Genomic DNA, 26,874 nt, shown 5'->3' on the forward strand with positions numbered 1-26,874 from the left:
ACTCGTTATGCATAACATTTTCTCTTGCTCAACATCATTTTACCCTAATTCAACTCATTACAACCTCATTTTATCAATATGTATGTCATCACTATAATGACTACCTTATATTTATTATTAACTGTATTATTAAAATAAGTGTATCTTAATAAGAGCTTTCTATAAATATTCACTTGTTTTTCAGTTAATTTACTATACTATAATGAGTGACAATAATTGTTATGGAGTGATAGACATATGAAGATTGGAATTGATGCTGGAGGCACTTTAATTAAAATTGTACAAGAGCATGACAATCGCAGATATTACAGAACTGAATTAACAACTAACATCCAAAAAGTCATAGATTGGCTTAACAATGAAGAAATTGAAACATTAAAGCTTACAGGTGGAAATGCTGGAGTAATAGCAGATCAAATTCATCAATCACCTGAAATATTTGTAGAGTTCGATGCATCATCAAAAGGTTTAGAAATTTTATTGGATGAACAAGGTCATCAAATTGAACATTACATTTTTGCTAATGTAGGAACAGGTACTTCTTTCCACTATTTTGACGGAAAAGAGCAACAACGTGTTGGAGGTGTAGGTACCGGAGGTGGGATGATACAAGGTTTAGGCTATTTATTGTCCAATATAACAGATTATAAAGAATTAACGAATTTAGCTCAAAATGGTGATCGTGATGCCATTGATTTAAAAGTAAAACATATTTATAAAGATACTGAACCACCAATTCCTGGAGATTTAACAGCAGCAAATTTTGGAAATGTATTACATCACTTAGATAATCAGTTTACTTCAGCTAACAAACTTGCCTCTGCAATTGGTGTCGTTGGTGAAGTTATAACAACTATGGCTATTACTTTAGCACGTGAATATAAGACTAAGCACGTTGTATATATCGGTTCATCATTTAATAACAATCAATTACTACGTGAAGTTGTTGAGAATTACACTGTTCTAAGAGGATTTAAACCATACTATATTGAGAATGGTGCTTTTTCAGGCGCTTTAGGAGCACTTTACCTCTAATAGGAAGATGAGTGGAAGCAAATTGGTATTGATTGTTACTTACCTTACCATCTAACTTACTTTATACGTTGAATTTTCTCAGTGTTAGCTTCAAACATCATTTTACTATCAAATTTATAATATTCGTTTATAAAAATCACCCCAAAAGTTAAACTAAAATCTAACTTTTGGGGTGTATATACTATAAACATGTTGCAGACTTTTTCTAATATAATCAATTAAAATGTTGCTTCATTTGACAATTTTTGCGCTGATACAACAGTACCTACAACACCTGATTTCAAATCAATCGCTACTGCTTTATTATCATCGCGTAACTTGTCTAACCATTCACTAAAGACTTTACCTTCAATTTCAATTAAATCACATTCTTCAAAATCTTGATCACGTACTTTACGCGCTCTACTCTTAATACTCCAAACAGGCATGATGTGAGGTTTATTATGGTCATCATCTGAAATCATAATAAAATTCTTTTCACCTTTGTTTGTCAATCCGTATACTTCGTCATATTTTGCGACATCTTTAACAAACTCTCTCATTCTTATATCATCTAATTCAGACATTAACTCATCAGTCATTTTAACTATATCTACAATGTTTCCTTCTTCACCATTATTCACATTAACTAAAACTTTGTCACCAGGATCAAAGATTTCATCCATTTCATATGTTACAAAACGGTCAATATCTGCTCTAATGATTTTGTCGTATTCGATTGAATGATGTAACAAATAAGACTCAGCAACATTTTCGTCTGTCCACATAGCAATAAATGGCAAATTCTCATGTTGTATTCTAATTAATTTTTTATTTTTTGAAGCAAAATAAATATATTCATTAATCAAAATATCTTTAAAAAATGCTTCATATTTGTATGACATACTTAACCCTCAATTCATAAGTTATTCATAGTGTTTCTTACTTTAAATCTTAAAATACTAACGATTGATAGTCAATAATGTTAAAATTCAAATCTTATTTGTAAACTGGGACATGATTGATTATTCTAACTTCTTTATCAAACACTACTTAATATCCTTAAAGAATCATACACTTATAATCCAGCTTCCAATATAAATTGTTGTTCATATCGATTAATTAATTCTTTATTTTCTCCATGCCAAATGCAGCCAAATCTAGAATTAACTTGATTCTTTCCATACCAATCTCCATCGTAATAGGAAAGTGGATAAAGTACACCTAATTCTACGTATTTTAAAATAGCATTATAGAATTTTGTATTATCTCCATTAGAAAAGTAACTGTAAAATTTATGATATCCATGAGTTAAATCTTTTGCTAAAAGTAGCATACTCGTTGATCCGTTTTGCCTAAAATTTAAATCAATCGCATAAACATCATTTTTATCATCTACTAGTAAGTCAAAACCTGCTACACCAAAAAAACCTTTGCTTACGCCTATTTCCATAATCTCTCTACCAGCGTCTATTACATTCTGAGGCACATCATTAACATTTTCATTTCCGTTGTAAAATCCATAGTCATTAGTTAACTGTTGCGCTGTTCCTAAGTATTTGATACCAATATCATCTGAATAAGCAAATTGTACACAATAGTTATTCACTGCATTAATTTTTTGTTCAATGATTAAATGTTCAGTCTCTGCTGATGCATTGTTGATGCGTGTGATAGCTTTATCTAAATCTGTATCATTATAACAAATCATAACACCATATCCTCCTGCTGTAGGTAAATCATCGCCTGGTTTTATGACAAATGGATACGACCATGTTTGAATACGAGATTCAAAATCTTTAATTGAGACAATTTCTCTTTGTGGTAGATATTTGTTATTAGTCCATTCCGGAATTCGTGCTTTATTATTAAGAGCAACAAAAACATCTTTATCAAGTGCATAATATTCTTTAGGTAGAATATCTTCATCATGAATATATTGAAAGTAGATTTTTTTACCGTGATGAAGAGCTAAATTCCTTATCAAGCTTTCATATGTTTCTTGATTATTAAATTTATAAGTATGTGGTGGAATTTCCCTACCCACTATATTAAAAAGTTGTTCTAATTTGTTTGTAACACTTGCCTCATGAACAATGACAGGAAAACGATTAGCTATAAGTAATTCTCTTCCAGTTAAGAAATTTGATTGATGTTCATCTGGTTTCAACCATGGATTCGACACATATGAAGGTCGAGATGTGTAAACAATGTCATCATTATACAAATCACTAAGTGTGAGAAACGGACCATTTACTTTATTATTCATTACTTAACATGCCCCTTTATATGCGTATGCTCTTCAATTATTTCGTCTAACAACGGTTTATTTTCGATTAATTCTAGTCCCATTAATGCTAAAATTTTTGCACCTCGAATTAGTGCCTGATCACCTTGTAAACTTGCAGCCGCTTCTCTAAAGCGGTGGGTATGTCCTACAAGATTTCGAGAACCAATTTTAATATGTGGATGGATTGTTGGTACAACATGACTTACATTACCTGTATCTGTAGATCCATAACCAAAATCATCATCAATCACTTCTTCTCCTAATTCAGTTGCATATTTTTCAAATAAATCATCAAGTTTAGGCGCTTTAATAAATTCGTTTACACCATTCTGGATAGGACCAAATTCAAAATCACACCCAGTTTGAATCGCAGCACCTCTTGCAATTTGGTTTACTTTTTCAGTTAAAACATCAAGTTCTCTCCGCGAAGTAGCTCGAGTATAAAATCTCGCATGTGTAAAATCAGGTATAATATTAGCCGCTTTACCACCGTCTAAAATAACCCCGTGAACTCGTTGTCCTTTTTTAATGTGTTGCCTTAACTGTGCTATACCATTAAAATATGAAATCATTGCATCTAAAGCGTTTAATGCTTCATCTGCATTTTCAGATGCATGCGCACTACGTCCATAGAATTTAATATCTAGAACATCCACAGCTAAAGTATTAATTGTACGATAGGTTTCATTTCCAGGATGAATCATCAATGCCACATCAATTTCATCAATGACACCTGCTTTAACATAAGAAGCTTTTGCGGAGCCATTTTCCCCACCTTCTTCAGCAGGACATCCCAAAACGACTACTTTACCACCAATTTCATCGACGACTTCTTTTAGTGCTACTGCAGCAAGTACGCTAGCAGTACCAATAATATTATGCCCGCACGCGTGACCAAGACCAGGTAAAGCATCATATTCAGCTAGAAATCCTATAACCGGTCCAGTCATATCAGAATCATACGTTGCTATAAATCCTGTTGCATGTCCTGCAATATCCGTTTCGATTTCGAATCGATTTGCTCTTAATTGGTCAATTAACGTTCTCGATGCAAAAATTTCTTCATTGCCTAATTCAGGGCGTTCATGAATACGATGACTTATTTCAACATAATCATATTTATTATTCTCTATAAAATCTAATATCTTTTGTTTATTATGCATTGTATCTAACTCCCTTTGAAACTTTGCGTATCAATCATTCTTTTTTAATTATTACTTATTTTATCGGATTTAATATTGGTTGTCATTAATTTTTACACAATTTTCTTACAATTTAAAAGACAACAGTCTATTAGTTTAGAAAAATTGTAAATGTATAAGAGTATTGTTACAATCTATTTATTGAATTAAACAAAAAATTGCTGTAGAGCAATAAGGAGGATAAATGCATGACTAAAATGAATGTAGAAAGCTTTAATTTAGACCATACTAAGGTTGTTGCACCTTTTATTCGTCTAGCCGGTACTATGGAGGGTCTTAATGGTGATGTCATACACAAATATGACATTCGTTTCAAACAGCCTAATAAGGAACATATGGATATGCCTGGTCTACATTCCTTAGAGCATTTAATGGCAGAAAACATTAGAAATCATACTGATAAAGTAGTAGATTTAAGTCCTATGGGTTGTCAAACTGGATTCTATGTTTCATTTATTAATCATGACGACTACGATGACGTATTAAATATTATAGATCAAACATTGCATGATGTGTTAAATGCTAGCGAAGTTCCAGCTTGTAATGAGGTTCAATGTGGTTGGGCTGCAAGTCATTCTTTAGAAGGTGCTAAAACAATTGCTCAAGCATTCTTAGATAAAAGAGAGCAATGGAACGACATCTATGGAGAAGGTAAATAGTTAACCATTTAACCATACAACTAAGCATAAAACGCTTAATTAATATCATTATGGAGAAATGTCGAATGAATCTTCCCTTCGACATTTCTCTTTTTTTATAAAAAAACCTTCTAAAATGCTAACTAGTTATCATTTTAAAAGGTCTTATTTTCTGAAAAAATTATAATTTTTTAATGGCTTTAATAAGCACAAATTGCAATGGTAATCTAGAATAAAGTGCCCATTTAGGTAGTTCTTTGTCACCTAATGGCAATCCTTTACGAGCCATATAAATATTTGCTGGGAACACTGCTAACAAGAATAAATTAATACCCTTTTTCAACCATGATGCTGGCCTTTTAATAAGCAACATGATACCAAAAAAGATTTCTATGACCCCTGTTACCAATACGGCAGTTTTTTGTAAAGGTAAATAATCTGGAACAATATTTCTAAATTGTCTCTCTCTAGTAAAATGTAAAACACCAGCTGTTCCAAATGCTAGTCCTAATAAGAATCTTAAAACCTTCATTGATGCTCAACCCCCATTTCTTTTAAATAACTTTTTCCATATTTAGGTAATTCTACGTTGAAGTTATCTGCTATTGTAACACCGATAGAGCTAAATGTCGTGTCTTGTGAAAGTTCATGATAATCTTTAATTTTTGGACTAAACATTAAAAGTGGAATGTATTCACGTGTATGATCTGTACCTTTAGCAATTGGATCATTACCATGATCAGCTGTAATAATAACTAAATCATCTTCTCTTAAATGATTCATTAATTCAGGTAAACGAAGATCAAAATCTTTAATTGCTTGAGCATAGCCTTCTTTATCACGACGATGGCCATACAATGCATCAAAATCAACTAAATTAAGGAAACTGATGCCTTCAAAATCTTTTTTTACAACTTCAATCAATTGATCCATACCGTCCATATTATTTTTAGTACGTATAGCTTCTGTCACGCCTTCACCATCATAAATATCGTTAATTTTACCAATCGCGATTACATCATAACCATTATCTTTAAGGCTATTCATCACTGTTCGTCCAAATGGTTTTAACGCGTAATCATGTCGATTAGAAGTTCTAGTGAAGTTACCAGGTTCTCCAACATATGGTCGAGCAATGATTCTTCCTATTAAATATTTAGGATCTTTTGTTAGTTCACGAACTTTTTCACAAATCTCGTAAAGTTCTTCAAGTGGAATCACGTCTTCATGTGCAGCAATCTGTAAAACTGGATCAGCACTAGTATAAACTATTAAATCTCCAGTTTTCATTTGATGTTCGCCCCACTCGTCAATAATCTGAGTTCCTGAAGCAGGTCTATTTGCTACAACCTTGCGTCCAGTCATTGATTCAATCTCTTTAACAAGCTCTGCTGGGAAACCATTTGGATAAACCTTAAATGGTTGCATTATATTTAACCCCATAATTTCCCAATGTCCTGTCATTGTATCCTTGCCTACTGAAGCTTCACTTAGTTTGGTATAAAATGCACCCGGATGCGTAACTTTTGAAACAACAGGAAGCGGTGCAATATTTCCTAATCCAAGTTGTTCTAGATGTGGTAACTTTTGCTTAAATCCTTCTAAAGTATGCTTTAAAGTGTGTGATCCTTCGTCATTGAATGCCGCTGCATCAGGACCTTCGCCTATACCTACTGAGTCCATAACTATTAGATGAATTCTTTTGAACGGTGTAGTCATCATTTACATCTCCTACTCGGTTATTATTTTATGAATTAAGGTTGGAGCTTCGCCCTTACTCTCAATAGTAATACTATTGTCTAGTTTGTTTAAAATATCATCGATCTTTTTGGTGTTTGTATGAATAGTTAAAATATTTTCACCCTTCTCAACATGTTCTCCTACTTTTTTATTTAACACGATACCTACACCTAAATCAATAACGTCTTCTTTTGTTTGACGACCAGCGCCTAACATCATTGAAGCAACGCCTATCTCATTAGCTATTATTTCAGTTATAAAACCATCTTTTTTAGCTTTAAATTCAACTTGATATTTCGCGCTAGGCAACTTTTCAGGAGAATCCACAATTGAGTCATCTCCTCCTTGATTCGATAGAAATGTTTTGAATTTGTTTAAAGCTTTTCCTGTTTTTATAGCATCGACTAACATCTGACGCGCTTCATCTAAAGATTCTGCTTGTTCAGCTAAGACAACCATTTGAGAACCAAGTGTTAACACAAGCTCTGTTAGATCTTTCGGTCCATTTCCTTTTAATGTTGCGATAGCTTCTTTTAATTCGAGCGCATTACCAACTGCATTTCCTAAAGGTTGACTCATATCTGAAATAATAGCCATCGTATTACGACCTACATTATTACCGATTCTAACCATCGCATGCGCAAGCGCTTCGGCATCATCTAGCGTCTTCATAAACGCACCACTGCCAGTTTTGACATCTAGAACAATTGCATCTGCACCAGCAGCAATTTTCTTACTCATTATGGACGAAGCGATGAGGGGAATAGAATTAACTGTTCCTGTTACATCCCTCAATGCATATAATTTTTTATCAGCTGGTGTGAGATTGCCTGATTGGCCTATTACTGCTACTTGATTATCATTTACAAGTTTTATAAAATCTTTTTCACTGATTTCAACATTAAATCCCTTAACTGATTCTAATTTATCTATCGTACCCCCCGTATGTCCTAGACCACGACCACTCATCTTTGCAACTGGAACACCTACTGCCGCTACTAATGGGGCAAGAACGAGTGTCGTTGTATCACCGACGCCCCCTGTAGAATGCTTGTCTACCTTTATACCATTGATATCGCTTAAGTCGATTCTCTCTCCTGAGTTAACCATTGACATTGTCAATGCGGCTCTTTCTTCATCATTCATATCTTGAAAGAATATCGCCATAGCTAAACTTGAAGCTTGGTAATCTGGAACTTCCCCACGAGTGTATCCGTTTACAAAAAATTCTATTTCTTCTCTTGTTAATGACTTACCGTCTCGTTTCTTTTCTATGATGTCAATCATTCTCATTATTCATCATTCCCTTAGACAATAAATTTAGTATTAGTAATCAGTATTTGACTCAAGTCCTTGAATAATTTGCACGCCGGCACTAGCACCAATGCGTGTAGCACCCGCCTCAATCATATTGTTAAAATCTTCTAGATTTCTCACGCCACCTGAAGCTTTCACTTCTAAACGATCACCAACAGTATCTTTCATTAATTTTACATCTTCAACTGTAGCACCCCCACCAGCAAAACCTGTGGATGTTTTAACAAAATGTGCACCTGCCGCTTCAGATAATTGACATGCTTTAATCTTTTCTTTCTCAGTTAATAAAACAGTCTCAATAATGACCTTAACTGTTTTACCATTGGCTGCTTGAACGACGGCTTCGATATCATTTTGCACTTCATCAAAACGACCATCCTTAAGTGCTCCAATGTTTATCACCATATCAATCTCTTGAGCGCCATTATTAATCGCATCTTTTGTTTCATAAGATTTAACTGCTGTAGTTGTTGCACCTAGTGGAAATCCAATAACAGTACACACTAAAACATCAGTTCCTTTAAGTTGTTCAGATGCATATTGTACATGTGTAGGGTTCACACATACAGACTTAAACTGATATGCTTTTGCTTCATTTATAATAGTATCAATTTGTTCCTTTGTTGAATCAGGTTTTAATAATGTATGGTCTATTAATTTTGCTTTATTCATCATTTTTCCTCCATGTTTTTAGTTTATTACTATCTCAGAATATTAAATCTTCACATAACTTTAATATATCTTTAAAAAACAAAACATATTTACCTTTAATTATATAGTACAAAAATTCGCAAAAAAGATAAACAAATGTTATCTTAAAATGGTAATATAACGGTTATAATGATATTGCGAACTGACTATTAAGGAGAAGATATATTATGACAGAAAGTACACCTCACATTAACCCAAACGGAGTTAAAATAGCTAAAACTGTATTAATGCCAGGCGATCCATTACGTGCTCAATATATTGCTGAAAATTTTTTAGAAAATGTTGAACAATTCAATACCGTACGTAATATGTTTGGTTACACTGGAACTTATAAAGGCAAAGAAGTTTCTGTAATGGGGTCTGGAATGGGGATTCCAAGTATTGGCATTTATTCTTATGAACTTTACCATTTCTTTGATGTGGATACAATCATTCGCGTAGGTTCGTGTGGCGCTCTTCAAGAAGATGTCAATTTATATGATGTGATTATTGCACAAGCCGCTTCTACAAACTCAAATTATGTTGATCAATTTAATATACCAGGTCACTTTGCACCTATTGCTGATTTTAATCTAGTAGCTAAAGCTAAGAAAACTGCTGATGAAATTGGTGCCGTATCGCACGTAGGTAACGTTTTGTCATCTGATACATTTTATAATGCTGATTCAACTTTTAATGATTCATGGAAAAAAATGGGTATCTTAGGTATCGAAATGGAGTCTGCAGGTTTATATTTAAATGCCATCCATGCAAATAAAAAGGCTTTAGGTATTTTTACAGTGAGTGATCATATTCTAAGAGATGAAGCCACTAGTGCAGAAGAGAGACAAACATCATTTACTCAAATGATGGAAATAGCACTCGAAATAGCTGAATAGAAAATATAAAAATAGAGTGGGATGACAAACATTCAATGCGTTTGTCGTCCCACTCTTTTCTAATAGCTACACTAAAAATATTTGAGATCGTCAATTTAAAATTAAAATGTAAGTTACTAAAAATTAATGACCTAAATAAGATTGTAGCATCCAATTATGCTTATCAACTGAAGTTTGCATGCCGATAAACATATCTTCTGAAACGTCATCACTAGCGCTTCCAGCCACTTCAATTGCTTGTTCTAATTGTTTAGAGATTTTAGAAAAATCTTTAGACAATTCTTCTACCATTTCTTCAGCTGAATAATGTTTTCCTGCTTCATTTACTATTGATTTATCTAAACACTCGGAAAGTGTTCCTATTGGATTACCACCTATTGCCAAAATTCTTTCTGCTAAATCATCAACATATTGACTAGCTTCATTGTATAATTCTTCGAATTTTGTGTGTAAAGAAAAGAAATTAGGGCCTTTAACGTACCAATGGAAATTATGCAACTTTGTATAAGCTACCGTCCAGTTTGCGACTTGTTGATTTAATTCTTTGACTACATCTTGTTGTTGACTCATATCAAACACTCCTTCGAACCTCATTTTTACAATAGTTATTATATTATAATAATTCTAATTTGTAAAGTAAAATAACACTAAGAGACAAAATAAATATCACTTTAATTTCTCAAAGCATCTGTCTAAATGATTTTAATTTTGAGCTTGTTCATCTTCTTTTATTATCAATTAAATCATATTTTATCAATTAGGTTAGTTTGATTCTTTCATTATCATCAAGAAAAAATGATTTTTCATAATCAGTTGGCTTGTGCCAATGTGTTTTCCACATTTTATCTCGATTATTTGCAAATAATCGATATCCTAAATCTCTTAATGGTTTAGGAATTAATCTTAATCCTATTCCAAGAAATTTAGAGTGATTAGGTAGTGACGATATCAATGTTGCAACAGCCTGTGATTCAAATTCTAAATGATTCCCTTTTTGAAGAATAACACTATTCTTATTTTGAGCATCAGGATAATTTTCAAAAAATTGTTTACCTATTTGACCTTTAATTGTTGCAAACTCATATTTATGTGAAAGTCCATTTTGAATTAACCAAATTGCATAGTTATAACAATAAACACAATTTCCATCATAATAAATTATTGGCATGTGTATACACTCCTTTTTCATTGCTTAATTATTTATATTCCCATTTAGGTATAATAAATAAACCTTATTAAGTTAACATCATTCTAACTTAATAAGGTTTAAATCACTAGGAAATGTATAGTTATAATCTACTTTATAAAATGAATCAGTTATGTGTTCTTCATACGACTGATTACACGATTAGTCATGATTCACTTTGACGATACGCGTATATTTTAAAAACTGTGACGAATATTTTTGCTTAATTTTTTCTATAGAGTCATATGTAATACCAACAATATGCCAATTAGGATTAAAATGATAAAAAGAATCTTTATTTTTTGACCACTTAATCATGCTTCCATCTTTATTATATCTTGGTAATGTCACTTCATAGCCTTCAAGTACATTAATATATGTTTGGAAAATATCCACATCGATGCGATTGAAGTTATCAATGACTAAATAACTTTTATCTTTCTTAGGCATTAGGTGTGTAATGAATCCTTCACGATAATATAGCGCTCCTGACTCATTTGGTAAATATTTACCATAAAGCATATCTTCAGTAAAATCTGGATGTCCACTTGTAATCACAGGGTTTGCATTAGTTTTTTGGAGTAATTCTTCGGCAGCCTTTAAGCCTTCTCCTTTTTGCTCAACAACTAATAATACAAAAGGTTTTAAACTATCATCTTCAGCATTTTGAGTTGATAGTTCTGCTTTTTTTACTGTTTCAAAAGGATGTTTAATACCATTATTCATACTCATGTCCAAAATGGCATCGTATTGAGCTTGTGACATACTTGCTATTGACTGTTTCGCATTTTCTTGTAAGAAATACAAATTCTTCAATTTAGGATGTTTATTCAAATGACCTAATGAAATGGGCTTGATATCTTTCTCATAAAAAATTTCAATAGCTGTACTATTCGTTCGACCTGGTATAGGTGGTTTCTCATGTAAATGCTTTGATACTTCGCCAATACCGATAACCGATTGATTTTGATATTTATTATATATAATAATGTTATCACCTACCTCTAGTTGAGTGTAAAAATGATAACCATTCCTTTTGATTCCATTAAATGTATGAGTAAATATAGTATAGTTTTTACCAGGTTCAAACGCTTCTGTTTCTGCTAATAAAAAATATCGAGGAATTTTTGATTTTCCTTTACCTAAACTAACTATTAACTCAAATTCTGACTCTCTGATTTGGTTGAAAAGTGTTTCTCTCATGTTACTCATACGAAAATCGAGTACTTCACTTCTTTTAAGATAATCAGTTGTAAGTGGTTTTAGCGTTTCTTTAAATTTAAATTCTACTCTTATTTTATTTTGAGCACCGGATTGCACACTTATAATTTCACCTATACCTAAAAGACCAGAATCTGTTTGTACTTGATAGAAAATCACTTGATCTCCAGCTTTAGCTTTTTTAAATGCTCTATATCCTTGTGTAGGATTAAAATGTGCGCCAGATTCAAATAACGCTGTCTGTCCCACTAATGGTTCATTATGATTCCATCTATTGTAACCACAATTAAGCCAAAAATAGTTAATTTCCTCAGTCATTATAATGCTCCTTATCCTAAAATTAATTTATGTTCTATTTTCATATCATTCACTCTAAACAACCATGGGTCTCATCAGTAATCACTTTAATGTGATCATCATTATTATTAAATATTTTTATTAATTTTATCATAATATCATTCACTATTCTAAACAACACTTATCATTAAAAGTTGCTTTTAAAAATTAAAAATGCAAGTATCATCGTTAGACACTTGCATATCGTCATCTTTCATTTAGCAATGACACTCCCAAGTAACGGCATTATATTAATCATTATTCCACCAAGTTTAAGCATACCACTTATTTCCTTATCTCTTATTGTGATTGCAGCGCTAATTATTCCAAGAATCGCCACAAATCTTGGAATCATCATAGATGGATAATGCGGTAATTGTAAAAATATACCTGCTCCTGAAATAATGCCACAAACTAGAGAAATATATAAAAATTGCTTCACAAAGCCTCTCTCCTTATATCACCTATACTTAAATTGGTATATTTTTTTATACTTATTAAATGTAACTAATGATTAGTTTGAAATCTCCTTCGAAAACACTATCTAAATCTTCAGAAGTTAACACAAAGTTTGAACCTGTAGATATTTCATATATATCACCATCTACAATAAGTTTACCTTGTCCATCTAAAACAGAAACAAGACAAAATTCTCTAGGCTTCATATAATTTAGAGTACCAGAAATATCCCACTTAACCATAGTAAAAAAATCACTCGATACAATATGTGTACAATTGTGATTTTCTATCACTTCATTTTGAGGAGTGATATTAGGTAGTTCATTTGAATAATTAATAACATCTAATGCCTTATCTATATTTAATTCACGTTCCTCACTATTGTCTGTTTTTCTATGATAATCATAAATTCTATATGAAATATCTGATGATTGCATGACTTCATACGCCATAATGCCTGCACCTATGGAATGTATCGTTCCAGCTGGTATAAAGTAAAAATCTCCTGGTTGCACTTGTATTGTTCTCAAATGTTTTTCAAATGTACCTTGCTTCAATTGCTCTTCAAATTCATCACGAGATTTCGCATACGTACCTATAGTAATCTTTGCACCTTCATCAGCTTCAATGATGTACCAACATTCAGATTTTCCATATTGACCTTCTTCGTGTTCATATGCATAAGAATCGTCCGGATGTACATGAATAGACAATGGCGCAGCAGCATCTACAATTTTAGCCATTAACGGAAAATCTTTACTTGGAAAATCTCCAAACATTTCTCTATGATTGTTCCATACTTGATCCAATGTTTGACCAGCAAATATACCATTTTCAATCACACTTTTGCCATGTGGATGTGCTGAAATTCCCCAACATTCACCTATATGATTATTAGGTAGTTGATACCCAAATTGGCGAAGATTATCACTGCCCCATACTTTATCGAGAAAAATGGGTTTTAAAAATAACGGCATGTTCACACCTCCATTATTAAAAGCCTAAACTTTAATCATTATCTATGCTTGAATATCACACAATGTTAAATAATAAAAATACTTTTGATACAACATAGCTCTTCTTTTAAGATATGTATTTGAAGCTAGCTCTCTTTCTCACTCGTTTTGAGTGTAGCATATATGATTATTTCACAAACTACTATATGAATATACTATCATTTTATACACTTTGTATCCTGTGTCCATTTGACGTAGGATTCTTACATATTATATCAACTGCATAATAAATTGAATAGCATCATTTTTACTATTCTAATAAAGCGCTTTATTCATTACTATACCATTATTTTCTGTAAATGACGCCTTAAAATAACAAAGCGTTAAATTGGCTTCAATAGAATCCAGCATTTCTCTCTTTTCAAGTTCATTTAAAAGCAGAACAATGAGTGTAATTATACTCATTGAAATATTTAACGTTTAATATAAAAAGGGAACAAGATAAGACTTTTTGATTTTCTTATCTTGCCCCCCCTCAAATACTGATTAGAAATTGAAGTATTTAAAAGCAAACTACAACAATTCTATCGATAATAGAGAATGAATTTTGCATCAAATTGTTTTAAAAATGACAAATAATTTTTAATACGTACTTAATTTTAAATGTTAAGATTCATAGTTTTTCAATGCATCTTTAACATCATGATTGCCACTTAAAATTTGGAATTCTTGATTATTAAAACCATCAGAAGTTACTACTTCTTTTAAAACTGTAGCAACATCTTCACGTGGAATTGATCCTGGTTTGTCGAAATATAAATCAGCTTCTATTTTTCCAGTTCCAGCATCATCTGTAAGTGAACCTGGATGTACAATTGTATAATTAAGATTTGATGTTCTTAAGTAATCATCAGCATAATGCTTTGCAATTGTATACGGTTTTAAATCTCCACTCGCATCGAATGCTTCACGTCTAGAATCGTACGTTGATACCATAACGTAATGTTTGATACCCGCTTCTTTACTAGCTTTAATTGTTTTTACAGCACCATCTAAATCAACAATGATTGTTTTATCCGCTCCAGTGCTTCCTCCAGATCCAACCGAAAAGATGACTTTATCATAATCTGTAAAGATATTTTTTAAATCATCAATACTATTTTTTTCTACATCTATTAAAGTAGCTTTAATTCCTTTATTTTCTAATTCTTTAACTTGATCTTCCTTACGCACACCAGCTGTAAAATCAACGTGTTCTTCATTTAATTGACTTACTAGTTTAGAACCTACGCCACCATTTGCTCCAATAACTAAAATACTCATTTCAAACGTCCTCCTTCAAAAAATTGTATTTTGTATTTACCACTTCAAGAGAATACTAAACGTTAGTGTATCATTGACATACTTCAATATTCTCATTATATTAATATATGAACAAATATTCATATGTTGGAGTGTGAATTTACAATGAGTGGATATCATATTAACGATGAAAGCAATCAGGATATATTGATTAAAGTCACTCATATTTTCAAAGCTTTAAGTGATTTTAATCGTGTCAGAATTATGGAGTTTCTTGAAAACGGTGAAGCAAGTGTTGGACATATTTCACATTCTTTAAATATGACTCAGTCAAATGTATCACATCAATTGAAACTACTTAAAAGCACTCATCTTGTTAAATCTAAAAGACAAGGTCAATCAATGATTTATTCTATAGATGATAGACACGTTTCAACTTTACTTAAACAAGCTATTCACCACGCCAAACATCCTAGTGAAGGTGGAATTTCTAATGACAAATCATAATCATCAACATCATCATTCTCATGCACACGGACACGTTCATACAGATAATAAGAAAGTACTCATGTTTTCTTTTATTATTATTAGTCTCTTCATGCTTGTAGAAATTATAGGTGGGTTCTTGGCAAATAGTCTAGCATTATTGTCTGATGGTTTTCACATGCTAAGTGATGCCATATCCTTAGGAGTAGCTCTTATAGCTTTTATATATGCTGAAAAGCATGCTACCAAAAGTAAAACATATGGTTACAAACGTTTTGAGATTCTAGCAGCACTTTTCAACGGAGTTACCCTATTTATCATTAGTATTATTATAATAATCGAAGCGATACGAAGATTTTTAGAACCTCCTGAGGTTCAATCGAAGGAAATGTTCATCATTAGTGTGATTGGTCTTATGGTAAATATCATTGTAGCGATACTCATGTTTAAAGGAGGAGATACCTCTCACAACCTTAATATGCGAGGCGCATTTTTACATGTACTTGGAGACTTGTTCGGCTCTGTTGGTGCAATCGTTGCTTCTCTCTTAATTTGGGGTTTTAATTTTACATTAGCGGATCCTTTAGCCAGTATTTTAGTTTCGTTAATTATTTTAAAAAATGCTTACGGCATTTCTAAATCATCCCTTAACATATTGATGGAAGGAACGCCTAACAATATAGATTTAAATGCTGTAATTAAAGCAATTAGTAAAGATGAAAGAATTCAAAATGTACATGATTGTCATGTATGGACCATTTCAAATGATATGAATGCATTAAGTTGTCATGCAGTTGTACCAGAATATTTATCAGTTCAAACGTGTGAAACAATGCTAAAGTCAATCGAAAGTGACCTATTGCAATTAAATATTCAGCATATGACAATACAACTTGAAACACCAGAACACAAACACGACGAATCAACATTATGCTCAGGTATATATGAGCACTCTCATTAGAGCGTTTATTTCTAACAATCCTTTTTGATTATAAATAAAGATGTAGATTGAAGGTTCTATTGCATTCAAAGACTCAACCTAAAAATCATATCTTAATTTAAAAGAGAGTTGATGTGAGTAGAACTCCATTTCAATCATCCTATATATATTTAGAGCGTGGGACATCAGTTTATGTTCCCACGCTCTAAAAATTTTCAATAGGTGTTACAAATTTCAGATGAATCTATCTCAATATTTACTTTTTCACATATAAACATATTACTTTAAATGAAATTCTTAAATATAAATTCTCTAGCTGGTACTTGCTTTTCTTCAAAACCTGCTAAAAATTCTTCATTATTGTACGCTAATTTCACTCTTTCTACTGAAATTCCTTTTTCATTAACGGTAATAATACCATATACGGTGTTAGAACCGTTGTTCAAACCTACTGATCCAGGATTAAAATATACTGTAGATTTATCATCAAACATATGCAATCTATGGTTATGTCCAAATAAAATTAAATCGGCTTCTTTATCTTTAAATAATTTAGAAATAGCTTGTTCGTCATCTTTTGTAATAGGCGCAAAAGGTTGTTCATCAATGGGAGCTGAGATTTTATCATTTTCAATTTCATAATGAATAAATAAAATCTTTTTCCCTTTTACGGTCATTTCAATATATCTTGGCAATTGATTAATTTCATCGTAATAGGACTCATCTAAATGTCCTTCAATCCATTGATGATGCTCATAAAACTTCCCTTTTAAATCTTCAGGATAAGGTGTTCCATTGACGAGTGACATAATAGCTTCATCATGATTACCTGCGATCATTTCCATATCATCTCGGTCAAATATAGTATCCAGTACTTTATTTGTCTCATGTCCAATCCCTATGTTATCACCTAGGTTATAAATTTTTTCAATATCATCTCTACTATCAATATCATCTAAAACAGTTTGAAGCGCATCAAAGTTTCCATGAATATCAGTGATAACAGCAAATTTCATGATATTATCTCCCTTCAATGTTATCTTATTAGCATATTCTAACATTTTGTGCTCTATTATGTTAGATATTAATTTAAAATTTATTAGAATTTTGATATTGTATTTATATGAAAAAAAAGGAGTGCTTAAAATTTGTTTAATTATTATAAATCCGGATTTCAAAAAGCAAAACCACATAATCTAAAGTTAATACTAATCTCATTACTAACTTTTGTCATTTGCTATATTACTTCTAATATTGCATTCTCATTAGTTATATTAAGAGCCCAAAGGTTACCCATGTTAGCTCAACTCGGTGAACCTACTACAAAACCTATTATATCTATTATTTTTATTTTACTCATTTTAGCTTTATTATTTATTTTTGTAGGTTACCCATTGATAACTGGTACAGTATATGCAATTCAAAAAGCTATTAATAAAGAGAAAGTTCTCTTTAGTGATTTATTTTTTGCTTTTAAAAAAGGCAAATATGCTAAATCAGTAATCTTAGCTTTAATAACTTTAGTTCTGTTTATTATAATCGTACTTATTCTAATGCTATTAAATAAATTATATAATTTAGCTCTTAGCCCATTATTTATTGGCTTACAACAATCAATAAGTGGCTACGAAAATCCAATGGGAATTTTAATCACAATACAAATTGTGTTGTTACTCATAACAGGTTTCATTTCATCAATTTTCTATTGGTTTGTAATTATATTCATTATTAATTATACTACTGCTTATACAGAAGATTCATCTCGTAAAGTAATGAGTAATCTAAAAGAAGGATTTAAAGGTATTAAAAACGGTAAGAAAACTTGGTTTAAATTTTTCATTGGCGTATTACTTATCAGTTTACTTGCAAGTATTATAAACAAACCACTATTATTCGGTGTACAATACTTAACAAGCAGTATGTCTCAAATGGTGGCTCAAACTATTATTATTATAGCTAGAATCGTATCTATAGTATTACGTTTATGTCTTTATTACATTTTGATTTTTGGAATTATTAATTATTTCGTTAAACGTGGTGACCAACCAGTCAAAAGCAAAAGACGTCATAAAAATAAAAATAATAACAAAGATACTGTAAACGACAAAGTAGATACTACATTGAATGCTTCCGATTCAAAAGATACAGAAGTAGATAAAATGAAAGATCAACAAACACATGTACAACAAGAAAAAACTGATAGCCAAAAAAATAACATAGATGATTCCATCAAAGAAAAAGTAAATGAAAATAAAGAAAATGTTACAGAACAATCTAAAAATCTATTTGATAAGAAATAGTTGATTGTCTTTAGATTACCTTATTAATTTAAATTTAAAGTATTTTGCCCAACATGAAATTTTAATAATCTTTCATGTTGGGCTTTTTATATTGTAAATATATTTTTGTGAAAATCCTCTTTAATATTTTATTAATGCTCAAGCATATAATTTAAATAATCATAATGAACCAGTTGATAGGCATATAATTTAAATCAAAAATGGACACTTTCATGATTAAATATGAAAGTGTCCATTTGCCTATTTTATAAATTCAAAATTTTTACTGATATAAACTATCGTAACCGACCGTTTAATAACAAGATACTGACTTGAAGACTAGTTATCTAATAAATGAGTTTTTAAGTAATGTGCTGCACCATCTTCTTCGTTCGTGTATTCGGTAATATCATCTGTAAGATTTTTAATTTCTTGTCTTGCATTTTTCATTGCAACAGTGTGGTGGCCAAAATTAAACATAGCTCTATCATTATCACTATCACCAATAACTAAAGTTTCTTCTTGCTGAATACCATAGTGATCAATCATTTCCTTGATACCTGTACCTTTATCAGTATGATATGGCATCGTTTCAGCATTATAACGCGAAGAATTAGATACGGTAATACCTAAATTTGTTTGATTTTCAACAAGATGATTGCGAAAATCAGTTATTTTATCTAATTTGGGACTGAATAAATATATTTTAGAAAAGTGTGCATCAGGTAAGGTATCTTGCCAATCTATTTTTCCTTTAATTGCTTCTCTTCTCGATGACCACTCACTTTGACTTACAGCGTCAGGTGGCTCTATAGTGGAAATCATTTCTTTCATCCAATCTTCATCTTCTTTAAGAGATATGCGATCACTTTCAAAAGGAAAAACTTCATAATAAATATGTTGTTTTTTAGCCAATTCCACAATTTTCTGTACTTGTTTTAAAGTTAAACTATGTCTAAACAAATTATCTCCATGAATTTCACCTGAAGTTCCATTCGAACTGATAATACCATCTACAGTGAATCCATTTGGAACAAGTTGACTGATTTCTGAATAAGATCTCCCAGTAGCAAGGAAAACTTTATAATTTTGTTCTCTCAATTGATTAATCACTTGTTTAGTATATTCCGAGGCTTTATTATTTTCATGTAATATCGTTCCATCCATATCTAAAAAAATTGCTTTTATATTTTTCATATTATCCTCCATTCAAGACTCTAACTTATACACTTAAATTGTGTCACTTATCATACTAAAGTGCAACGGCTTTGATTACACTTTGAACATACTATATTGTCGTCTTCTTTTATTTACAATGACATCTCTCCCAAAAAATTTGTTATACGATAAGGGTCTCATAATATCTTTAATATTACCCTTGTTAAATATGTAAATGTCTTTAAGTAAAACTTTTTCACAAATAACGGCATTTCTTCTATTATATGTATATGCGTTACATGTATGACAGAAAGTTGTGAATCATTTAAAATATGCTTACCTAATGTTTTAAATAGTTGCCTCTTTATATAAAATCCAATCCAGTTGTAGGTTCATCCAATATTAATAATTTAGGGTACCTCATTAAAGTCCTTAACCAACGGCATTAAACGCTTAGTTAAAATTAATTGAAGCATAATTCTAAAATTAATTCAAAAAATAAAGAGTAGCCACTTAGGCTACTCTAAATTATAAACATTTTACTCTACTGTAACCGATTTGGCTAGGTTACGAGGTTTATCCACATCCAAATCTCGTTGTAATGCAGCATAATATGAGATTAATTGCATTGTCACTACAGATACTAATGGAGTTAATAATTCATGTACTTGTGGAATCACGTATGTGTCTCCTTCTTTATTCAAACCTTCCATTGAAATCATACAAGGATATGCACCACGTGCTACTACTTCTTTCATATTTCCACGAATTGATAGATTAACGTTTTCTTGGGTAGCTAAACCTATGACAGGTGTGCCATCTTCAATCAAAGCGATTGTTCCGTGCTTTAATTCCCCACCTGCAAATCCTTCAGCTTGAATATAAGAAATTTCTTTTAATTTTAATGCACCTTCTAAACTAACATTATAATCAATTGTTCTTCCAATGAAGAATGCATTACGAGTAGTTTTTAAGAAATCCGTTGCAATTTGCTCCATCTTAGGTGCATCGTCAACAATTGTTTCTATAGCAGTAGTAACCTTAGCAAGTTCTCTTAATAAATCAACATCGGTTTCACGACCATGATATTTAGCAACAATTTGAGATAAGATAGATAAAACAGCAATTTGCGCTGTATATGCTTTTGTAGATGCGACTGCAATCTCAGGTCCAGCATGTAAAAGTAATGTATGATCCGCTTCACGTGATAATGTTGAGCCAGCAACATTAGTAATTGTTAATGATTTGTGACCTAATTTATTTGTTTCAACTAAAACAGCACGACTATCAGCTGTTTCACCAGATTGTGAAATATAAATAAATAGTGGTTTTTCAGAAAGAAGTGGCATATTATATACAAATTCAGAAGCTACATGAACCTCAGTAGGTACACCTGCCCATTTTTCAATAAATTCTTTACCAACCAATCCAGCATGATAACTAGTACCAGCTGCAACGATGTAAATACGATCAGCATCTGCTACATCATTAATAATCTCTGCATCGATTTTTAAATTACCTTTTTCATCTTGATATTCTTGAATTATACGACGCATCACTGCAGGCTGTTCATGAATTTCTTTTAACATGTAATGATCATATACGCCTTTTTCTGCATCAGCAGCATCTATTTCTGCCGTATACGTATCACGTTGTTGAATATGCCCCTCAAGATCTTTAATTTCTACTGTGTCTCGCTTAACGATAACTATTTCATGGTCATGTATCTCTTTGTATTGATTTGTAGTTTGTAACATTGCTAGAGCATCAGAAGCAATAACATTGAAACCTTCACCTACACCTACTAAAAGCGGAGACTTGTTTTTAGCCACATAAATAGTATCTTTATCATTATCATCTAATAGTCCTAAAGCATATGACCCATTTAATAATTTAACTACTTTTGTAAATGCATCTTCTGTAGCTAATCCTTGCTTAGAAAAATAATCTACTAATTGTACGATAACTTCCGTATCAGTTTCTGATGAAAAAGTGACATCAGATAAATATTCAGCTTTTAATTCTTCGTAATTTTCAATTACACCATTATGAACTAATGTAAAACGTCCAGATGTTGACTGATGTGGGTGTGAATTTTCATAATTTGGAACACCATGTGTCGCCCAACGTGTATGACCAATTCCTAACGTACCATCCTCATCACTATTATCTGCAACTTTACGTAATTCAGCAATTCTTCCCTTTTCTTTAAAAAGTTTTGTACCATCATCATTAACTACAGCAATACCTGCTGAGTCATAACCACGATATTCTAATTTTTCTAACCCTTTTAATAGTAATTCTTTGGCATTATCGTAGCCAATATAACCTACAATTCCACACATATAATATCCTCCAACAAATGGGATAACACGGCTATTATGATTAATTATCACTGGTTAAATTTGATAATCCCCTATCATAATTATTATTAACGATTACATCATGAAATAAGCGTGCTATTATATGAATTTTATACACGCTATCCGTAGTTTCCCAAAATAATTTATTTAGTTTGGCGATCTTATTAACTTTGTCCACTAAGTCACCTTAATGATTTACTTAATAAGCTAACGAATGTGCCACATCCGGGATAGCATCCGCCGATCTGATTCGATCACTATCCTCCTCGTCTACAAAAGCCAAATAATTATCTATAAAAGCTCTACTATTTTACTTTTAATACTTAACAACTATTTAAGCATTTTGCACAGGCGCTTTAATTATTAATAACCTAGACTTTCCTCCTTTCCATTAATATTTATTGTACACTGATAACGAATTAATTTGCAAACGATTTAACAGTATTTTTTATAAATAGTAATAGTTCTGAATAGATACATCAGCGAATTATTCTCAAAATAAAAAAATATATTTTTCAAATCTTTTTAAAAGATAAAATTCTGTTTTAAAAAAACAGATTTATGATAGTAACATCATAAATCTGTTATATATGAATTTAAACATGAAAATATTATTTATCTAAACCCATTTTTTCTTCAACAACGTCAGCGATACTTTGAGCATATCTTTCAGCATCCGCGTCAGTTGCAGCCTCAACCATTACACGTACTAAAGGTTCAGTTCCAGAAGGTCGAACAAGAATTCTTCCTTCACCGTTCATCTCGGTTTCAACTTTCGTCATTATCTCTTGAACATGAATATTCTCTTCAACACGATATTTGTCAGTCACTCTCACATTAATTAGAGATTGTGGATACTTTTTCATTTGAGAAGCTAACTCGCTTAGAGTTTTACCACTCATTTTAATAACAGAGGCCAATTGAACACCCGTTAATAATCCATCACCAGTAGTATTGTAATCCATTAATACGATATGACCCGATTGTTCACCACCAAGATTATAATTTCCTCTTCTCATTTCCTCGACAACATAGCGATCTCCCACTTTAGTTTTGTTTGACTGAATACCTTCTTTTTCTAGAGCTTTGTAGAAACCAAGGTTACTCATAACTGTCGAAACTATCATATTTCCATTGAGTTCTTGGTTTTTATACATTTCTTGACCAATAATGAACATAATTTGATCTCCATCTACAATTTGTCCATTTTCATCTACCGCAATAATGCGATCTCCATCTCCATCAAAAGCTAAACCAAAGTCACTTCCAGTTTCTAACACCGTTTCAGCTAATTTTTCTGGATGAGTAGAGCCACATTGTTCATTAATATTATAACCATCTGGATTACATCCTATTGTCTCAGTATCCGCTTCTAAATCGCCAAACAAGAATGGGGCTAAAGAAGAAGTTGACCCGTTTGCACCATCTAATACTATTTTAAGACCCTCAAAATTTACATCGACTGTGGATTTAAGATAACTTAGATACTTTTGTGCACCTTCAAAATAATCTGAATAATGTACAATATCCTCTCCTACAGGACGTGGTAAATCAGGATTGGTTTGATCTAATAATTGCTCAATTTCATTTTCTTGATCATCTGACAATTTAAAGCCATCTGAACCAAAAAATTTAATTCCATTATCAGCAACCGGATTATGTGACGCAGAAATCATAACACCTAATGCTGCTTCCATTTCTTTAGTCAAATAAGCCACACCTGGTGTTGAGATAACACCTAAACGCATCACTTCTGCGCCAATTGAAATTAAACCAGCGATTAATGCAGATTCTAGCATTTCTCCTGATACTCTTGTATCTCTTCCTACTAAAACTCGAGGATGCTTTTCACCTTTGTTATGTGCGAGTACATATCCTCCGTATCTACCTAGTTTAAAAGCCAATTCAGGTGTGAGTTCTTGGTTAGCGACACCACGAACACCATCAGTACCAAAATATTTTCCCATTTTTAAACGCTCCTTTTGTATCTATCAATTTTTAACATTTATATACGCTTTTGTTTCCTTTGGATTCACTTTAGTCACATCTTTAGGTAAGTTAAATGATACTGTTTTTTCTGTAGATTCTGAAATGCCATCAATATCTACTTCAGCAGTAATTTCATTAATATTTTGTAATTCATCTCTATTACCAAAGATTTCTACTTCTTTATCTTCTAGTTTAACACTATCTAATTCTTTATTTTCATTAAGCTTACCCGTTGTTTTTGTACGTACCTTAACCATTTTACTGAATGGTTCAACTGTTACTTTTAAATTAACCTCATTTGGATTAATTGATACATTTAATTTATTTAATTGTTTATCAAATGCACTAACATCTGCAACATCATTGGTATCTTTGTTCACTTTACTAGAATTTTTAAAGGTTGCTTTTAAATAAGCTATATTTTTTAACTGTTGCTCTCCACCAGTCACTTTAACAGTTTCTGGTGAAATACTTTGTTTACTTATTTTATATTTTGGGTCTAAACTATTACTACTAATGTCTGGTTGTACATGCATAACTCGTGTTATTTTATTTTCAAGGTTAATGTGTGCTACTTCAGGTTTAATTTGATAGTTGATACCACTATCTATGCCTTTAACTTGATATTTTTTTTGATATTTCCCTGCTTTTTTTCCAGAAAGATCAACGACTACTTTCAAATCTTCAGGGTTTTCAATTTTGATTAATTTTGATTGTGGTCCTGTTAAATTAACATCGACGTTTTCAGGAATTTTAGTTACATGTAGGTCTTTATTATTATAAATAACATCAACGGGCACATCTTGAATGGTTTTGGATGATTTTTGTGATAAATCATCTGTATTAAATATATTTCCGAATACATTATTTACTGATAAAAAGAAAAATACTGCTAATATGAGAGCGACAAATCTTAATCCCCATTTACTTTCAAGCATTTATGAATTCACACCTTTCTTTTGAAAGTGTGCACCAAACCAATGTTCAGCAAGCAATTCTTCAAAAACATCTTTTGAAATATCTCTTCTTAATTTTCCATCAAAAGTGACTGATATATCACCAGTTTCTTCAGATACAACAACAGTAAAAGCATCAGAAACTTCTGAAATTCCAACTGCCGCTCTATGTCTAGTTCCTAAACTTTTTGATATTTTAACACTATCTGATAATGGTAAATAACTTGCAGCAACGGCAATCTTACTTCCTTGAATTATCATTGCACCATCGTGTAATGGTGTATTAGGGATAAATACATTAGTTAGTAACTCTTGAGATATATCAGAATTCATCGGTATTCCAGTTTCTATATAGTCCTGCAAACCTGTCTCTTTTTCAAAAACAATAAGCGCACCAATGCGACGCTTAGCCATATATTGAACAGCTTTAGATACAGATTGAATCAACTTTTCTTCATCGCGACTATAAGTATTCGTATATCGTTTTAAAAAATTTCCTCTACCTAATTGTTCCAAGGCTCTTCTTATTTCAGGTTGAAATATCACAATGAGAGCTAAAACACCCCATTGAATTACAATATCAAACAATTTAGATGTTGCTGTTAAGTTAAGAATTTTACTGATTTGCTGGCCGATAACAATGACAACTATCCCTTTTAATAATTGAATTGCTTTAGTACCTTTAAAAACTGTAATGAGAAGATACAACACATACCAAACAATCAGTAAATCCAGTAGACTAGTAATAATTTTTATAGTACTCAGATTTTGAAAAAAATTGGAAAAATCCATAACATCTCCTCCGGGTAATACTTTTCCATATTGATTATTATACCAATCATTATTAACACTGTCATACGACAAAATAACATTTTATAAAAATTCTTAAATAAGAAATAAAAGTAAAAAATTCTAACAAATAAAAAAAGACACCTTCAATTGAAGATGTCTAGAAAGTGAGCCATAGAGGATTCGAACCTCTGACCCTCTGATTAAAAGTCAGATGCTCTACCAACTGAGCTAATGGCTCTAATGGCTGGGCTAGCTGGATTCGAACCAGCGCGTGACGGAGTCAAAGTCCGTTGCCTTACCGCTTGGCTATAGCCCAAGAATGGTGGAGGGGGGCAGATTCGAACTGCCGAACCCGAAGGAGCGGATTTACAGTCCGCCGCGTTTAGCCACTTCGCTACCCCTCCGCAGTATTTAATTAAATGGTGGAGAATGACGGGTTCGAACCGCCGACCCTCTGCTTGTAAGGCAGATGCTCTCCCAGCTGAGCTAATTCTCCATAAAATGACTCCTACGGGACTCGAACCCGTGTTACCGCCGTGAAAGGGCGGTGTCTTAACCGCTTGACCAAGGAGCCATGGCTCCGCAGGTAGGATTCGAACCTACGACCGATCGGTTAACAGCCGATAGCTCTACCACTGAGCTACTGCGGAATAGTAATATT

25 protein-coding genes and 6 tRNA genes are annotated in these 26,874 nt (G+C 32.0%); 6 read left to right on the forward strand and 25 right to left on the reverse strand.

The annotated features are described in order from the left end of the window. The first annotated feature begins 237 nt into the window (after window positions 1-237). Window positions 238-1,035, forward strand: a complete 798-nt coding sequence (gene coaW / locus ACVBFA_RS07125; RefSeq protein ID WP_002458722.1) for a type II pantothenate kinase — start codon at window positions 238-240, stop codon at window positions 1,033-1,035. Window positions 1,036-1,253: 218 nt separating this feature from the next. Here the strand turns inward: coaW and ACVBFA_RS07130 are convergent, their stop codons facing one another. The 3 genes from ACVBFA_RS07130 to ACVBFA_RS07140 form a co-directional block, all read right to left on the reverse strand. Then, window positions 1,254-1,919 (reverse strand): DUF2750 domain-containing protein, encoded by a 666-nt coding sequence (locus ACVBFA_RS07130; RefSeq protein ID WP_002447806.1) that lies wholly within the window; start codon window positions 1,917-1,919, stop codon window positions 1,254-1,256. Between the two features lie 173 nt (window positions 1,920-2,092). Further along, a complete protein-coding gene (gene ldmS, locus ACVBFA_RS07135) occupies window positions 2,093-3,283 on the reverse strand; it encodes an L-aspartate--L-methionine ligase LdmS (protein ID WP_002447807.1) in 1,191 nt (396 codons plus the stop codon). Beyond that, entirely contained in the window at window positions 3,283-4,467 is a 1,185-nt protein-coding gene (locus ACVBFA_RS07140; protein ID WP_001829962.1) for a M20 family metallopeptidase, read from the reverse strand. Before ACVBFA_RS07140 ends, ldmS begins: the two co-directional genes overlap by 1 nt. 227 nt (window positions 4,468-4,694) lie before the next feature. On the opposite strand from ACVBFA_RS07140, the gene ACVBFA_RS07145 reads away from it, so the two are divergent. Beyond that, a complete protein-coding gene (locus ACVBFA_RS07145) occupies window positions 4,695-5,165 on the forward strand; it encodes an S-ribosylhomocysteine lyase (RefSeq protein WP_001829929.1) in 471 nt (156 codons plus the stop codon). A gap of 160 nt (window positions 5,166-5,325) precedes the next feature. Here ACVBFA_RS07145 and ACVBFA_RS07150 read toward each other — a convergent pair whose 3' ends face one another. Genes ACVBFA_RS07150 through deoC form a run of 4 tightly spaced genes read right to left on the reverse strand, consistent with a single transcriptional unit; the run spans window position 5,326 to window position 8,873 of the window. Further along, window positions 5,326-5,676: a DoxX family protein gene (locus ACVBFA_RS07150; protein WP_001829969.1), complete on the reverse strand. Its 351-nt coding sequence runs from the start codon at window positions 5,674-5,676 to the stop codon at window positions 5,326-5,328. Further along, on the reverse strand, window positions 5,673-6,863 hold the full coding sequence (gene deoB, locus ACVBFA_RS07155) for a phosphopentomutase (RefSeq protein WP_002458724.1): 1,191 nt from the start codon (window positions 6,861-6,863) through the stop codon (window positions 5,673-5,675). Before deoB ends, ACVBFA_RS07150 begins: the two co-directional genes overlap by 4 nt. Window positions 6,864-6,875: 12 nt before the next feature. Then, the gene (locus tag ACVBFA_RS07160; protein ID WP_162186682.1) at window positions 6,876-8,177 is read right to left on the reverse strand and encodes a pyrimidine-nucleoside phosphorylase; all 1,302 of its coding nucleotides are present in this window, start codon (window positions 8,175-8,177) and stop codon (window positions 6,876-6,878) included. A gap of 33 nt (window positions 8,178-8,210) precedes the next feature. Further along, on the reverse strand, window positions 8,211-8,873 hold the full coding sequence (gene deoC / locus ACVBFA_RS07165; RefSeq protein WP_002458726.1) for a deoxyribose-phosphate aldolase: 663 nt from the start codon (window positions 8,871-8,873) through the stop codon (window positions 8,211-8,213). A 206-nt stretch (window positions 8,874-9,079) separates the two neighbouring features. Between deoC and deoD the strand changes: the two genes are divergently transcribed. After that, window positions 9,080-9,790, forward strand: coding sequence for a purine-nucleoside phosphorylase (gene deoD / locus ACVBFA_RS07170; protein WP_046044491.1), 711 nt, complete (start codon window positions 9,080-9,082; stop codon window positions 9,788-9,790). 123 nt (window positions 9,791-9,913) lie between these two features. Here deoD and ACVBFA_RS07175 read toward each other — a convergent pair whose 3' ends face one another. From ACVBFA_RS07175 to ACVBFA_RS07200, 6 genes are all read right to left on the reverse strand, one after another. Then, window positions 9,914-10,360: a Dps family protein gene (locus ACVBFA_RS07175; RefSeq protein ID WP_001829900.1), complete on the reverse strand. Its 447-nt coding sequence runs from the start codon at window positions 10,358-10,360 to the stop codon at window positions 9,914-9,916. Window positions 10,361-10,547: 187 nt separating this feature from the next. Further along, a complete protein-coding gene (locus ACVBFA_RS07180) occupies window positions 10,548-10,958 on the reverse strand; it encodes a thiol-disulfide oxidoreductase DCC family protein (RefSeq protein WP_002487070.1) in 411 nt (136 codons plus the stop codon). Window positions 10,959-11,138: 180 nt separating this feature from the next. After that, entirely contained in the window at window positions 11,139-12,515 is a 1,377-nt protein-coding gene (locus ACVBFA_RS07185) for an EVE domain-containing protein (protein ID WP_046044490.1), read from the reverse strand. Between the two features lie 232 nt (window positions 12,516-12,747). Next, complete coding sequence (locus ACVBFA_RS07190; protein ID WP_002458728.1) at window positions 12,748-12,975, reverse strand: hypothetical protein; 228 nt, start codon at window positions 12,973-12,975, stop codon at window positions 12,748-12,750. Between the two features lie 55 nt (window positions 12,976-13,030). Further along, complete coding sequence (locus ACVBFA_RS07195; RefSeq protein WP_002447815.1) at window positions 13,031-13,969, reverse strand: type I phosphomannose isomerase catalytic subunit; 939 nt, start codon at window positions 13,967-13,969, stop codon at window positions 13,031-13,033. A gap of 645 nt (window positions 13,970-14,614) precedes the next feature. Beyond that, window positions 14,615-15,271, reverse strand: coding sequence for an NAD(P)-binding oxidoreductase (locus ACVBFA_RS07200; protein ID WP_002447817.1), 657 nt, complete (start codon window positions 15,269-15,271; stop codon window positions 14,615-14,617). A gap of 144 nt (window positions 15,272-15,415) precedes the next feature. Between ACVBFA_RS07200 and czrA the strand changes: the two genes are divergently transcribed. After that, window positions 15,416-15,757: a Zn(II)-responsive metalloregulatory transcriptional repressor CzrA gene (gene czrA / locus ACVBFA_RS07205; protein ID WP_002475625.1), complete on the forward strand. Its 342-nt coding sequence runs from the start codon at window positions 15,416-15,418 to the stop codon at window positions 15,755-15,757. Further along, on the forward strand, window positions 15,744-16,697 hold the full coding sequence (czrB, locus tag ACVBFA_RS07210; RefSeq protein WP_164539708.1) for a CDF family zinc efflux transporter CzrB: 954 nt from the start codon (window positions 15,744-15,746) through the stop codon (window positions 16,695-16,697). Before czrA ends, czrB begins: the two co-directional genes overlap by 14 nt. A 263-nt stretch (window positions 16,698-16,960) precedes the next feature. Here czrB and ACVBFA_RS07215 read toward each other — a convergent pair whose 3' ends face one another. Next, complete coding sequence (locus ACVBFA_RS07215) at window positions 16,961-17,692, reverse strand: metallophosphoesterase family protein (RefSeq protein ID WP_002475618.1); 732 nt, start codon at window positions 17,690-17,692, stop codon at window positions 16,961-16,963. Between the two features lie 132 nt (window positions 17,693-17,824). Here ACVBFA_RS07215 and ACVBFA_RS07220 point away from each other — a divergent pair, with 132 nt between their 5' ends. Then, window positions 17,825-18,976 carry a YtxH domain-containing protein gene (locus ACVBFA_RS07220; RefSeq protein WP_164539709.1) on the forward strand — a complete coding sequence of 384 codons (1,152 nt, stop codon included), beginning with the start codon at window positions 17,825-17,827 and terminating at the stop codon, window positions 18,974-18,976. 318 nt (window positions 18,977-19,294) lie between these two features. Here the strand turns inward: ACVBFA_RS07220 and ACVBFA_RS07225 are convergent, their stop codons facing one another. From ACVBFA_RS07225 to ACVBFA_RS07275, 11 genes are all read right to left on the reverse strand, one after another. Further along, window positions 19,295-20,152 carry an HAD family hydrolase gene (locus ACVBFA_RS07225; protein WP_002487056.1) on the reverse strand — a complete coding sequence of 286 codons (858 nt, stop codon included), beginning with the start codon at window positions 20,150-20,152 and terminating at the stop codon, window positions 19,295-19,297. Window positions 20,153-20,652: 500 nt separating this feature from the next. Further along, window positions 20,653-22,458, reverse strand: a complete 1,806-nt coding sequence (glmS, locus tag ACVBFA_RS07230) for a glutamine--fructose-6-phosphate transaminase (isomerizing) (RefSeq protein ID WP_002475615.1) — start codon at window positions 22,456-22,458, stop codon at window positions 20,653-20,655. Between the two features lie 629 nt (window positions 22,459-23,087). Continuing rightward, complete coding sequence (gene glmM / locus ACVBFA_RS07235) at window positions 23,088-24,443, reverse strand: phosphoglucosamine mutase (RefSeq protein WP_002447825.1); 1,356 nt, start codon at window positions 24,441-24,443, stop codon at window positions 23,088-23,090. Between the two features lie 24 nt (window positions 24,444-24,467). Further along, on the reverse strand, window positions 24,468-25,403 hold the full coding sequence (locus ACVBFA_RS07240; protein ID WP_002447826.1) for a CdaR family protein: 936 nt from the start codon (window positions 25,401-25,403) through the stop codon (window positions 24,468-24,470). Continuing rightward, window positions 25,404-26,213 carry a diadenylate cyclase CdaA gene (gene cdaA / locus ACVBFA_RS07245; protein ID WP_002475624.1) on the reverse strand — a complete coding sequence of 270 codons (810 nt, stop codon included), beginning with the start codon at window positions 26,211-26,213 and terminating at the stop codon, window positions 25,404-25,406. Window positions 26,214-26,378: 165 nt separating this feature from the next. Continuing rightward, window positions 26,379-26,451: transfer RNA gene (locus ACVBFA_RS07250), tRNA-Lys, on the reverse strand. Between the two features lie 3 nt (window positions 26,452-26,454). Continuing rightward, window positions 26,455-26,529: transfer RNA gene (locus ACVBFA_RS07255), tRNA-Gln, on the reverse strand. 4 nt (window positions 26,530-26,533) lie between these two features. Next, a tRNA-Tyr gene (locus tag ACVBFA_RS07260) sits at window positions 26,534-26,617 on the reverse strand. 16 nt (window positions 26,618-26,633) lie between these two features. Continuing rightward, window positions 26,634-26,709 (reverse strand) — tRNA-Val (locus ACVBFA_RS07265). 6 nt (window positions 26,710-26,715) lie between these two features. After that, a tRNA-Glu gene (locus ACVBFA_RS07270) sits at window positions 26,716-26,787 on the reverse strand. 1 nt (window position 26,788) lies between these two features. Beyond that, window positions 26,789-26,863: transfer RNA gene (locus ACVBFA_RS07275), tRNA-Asn, on the reverse strand. Between the last annotated feature and the right edge of the window lie 11 nt (window positions 26,864-26,874).

The organism is Staphylococcus sp. MSU001, assembly GCF_052976705.1.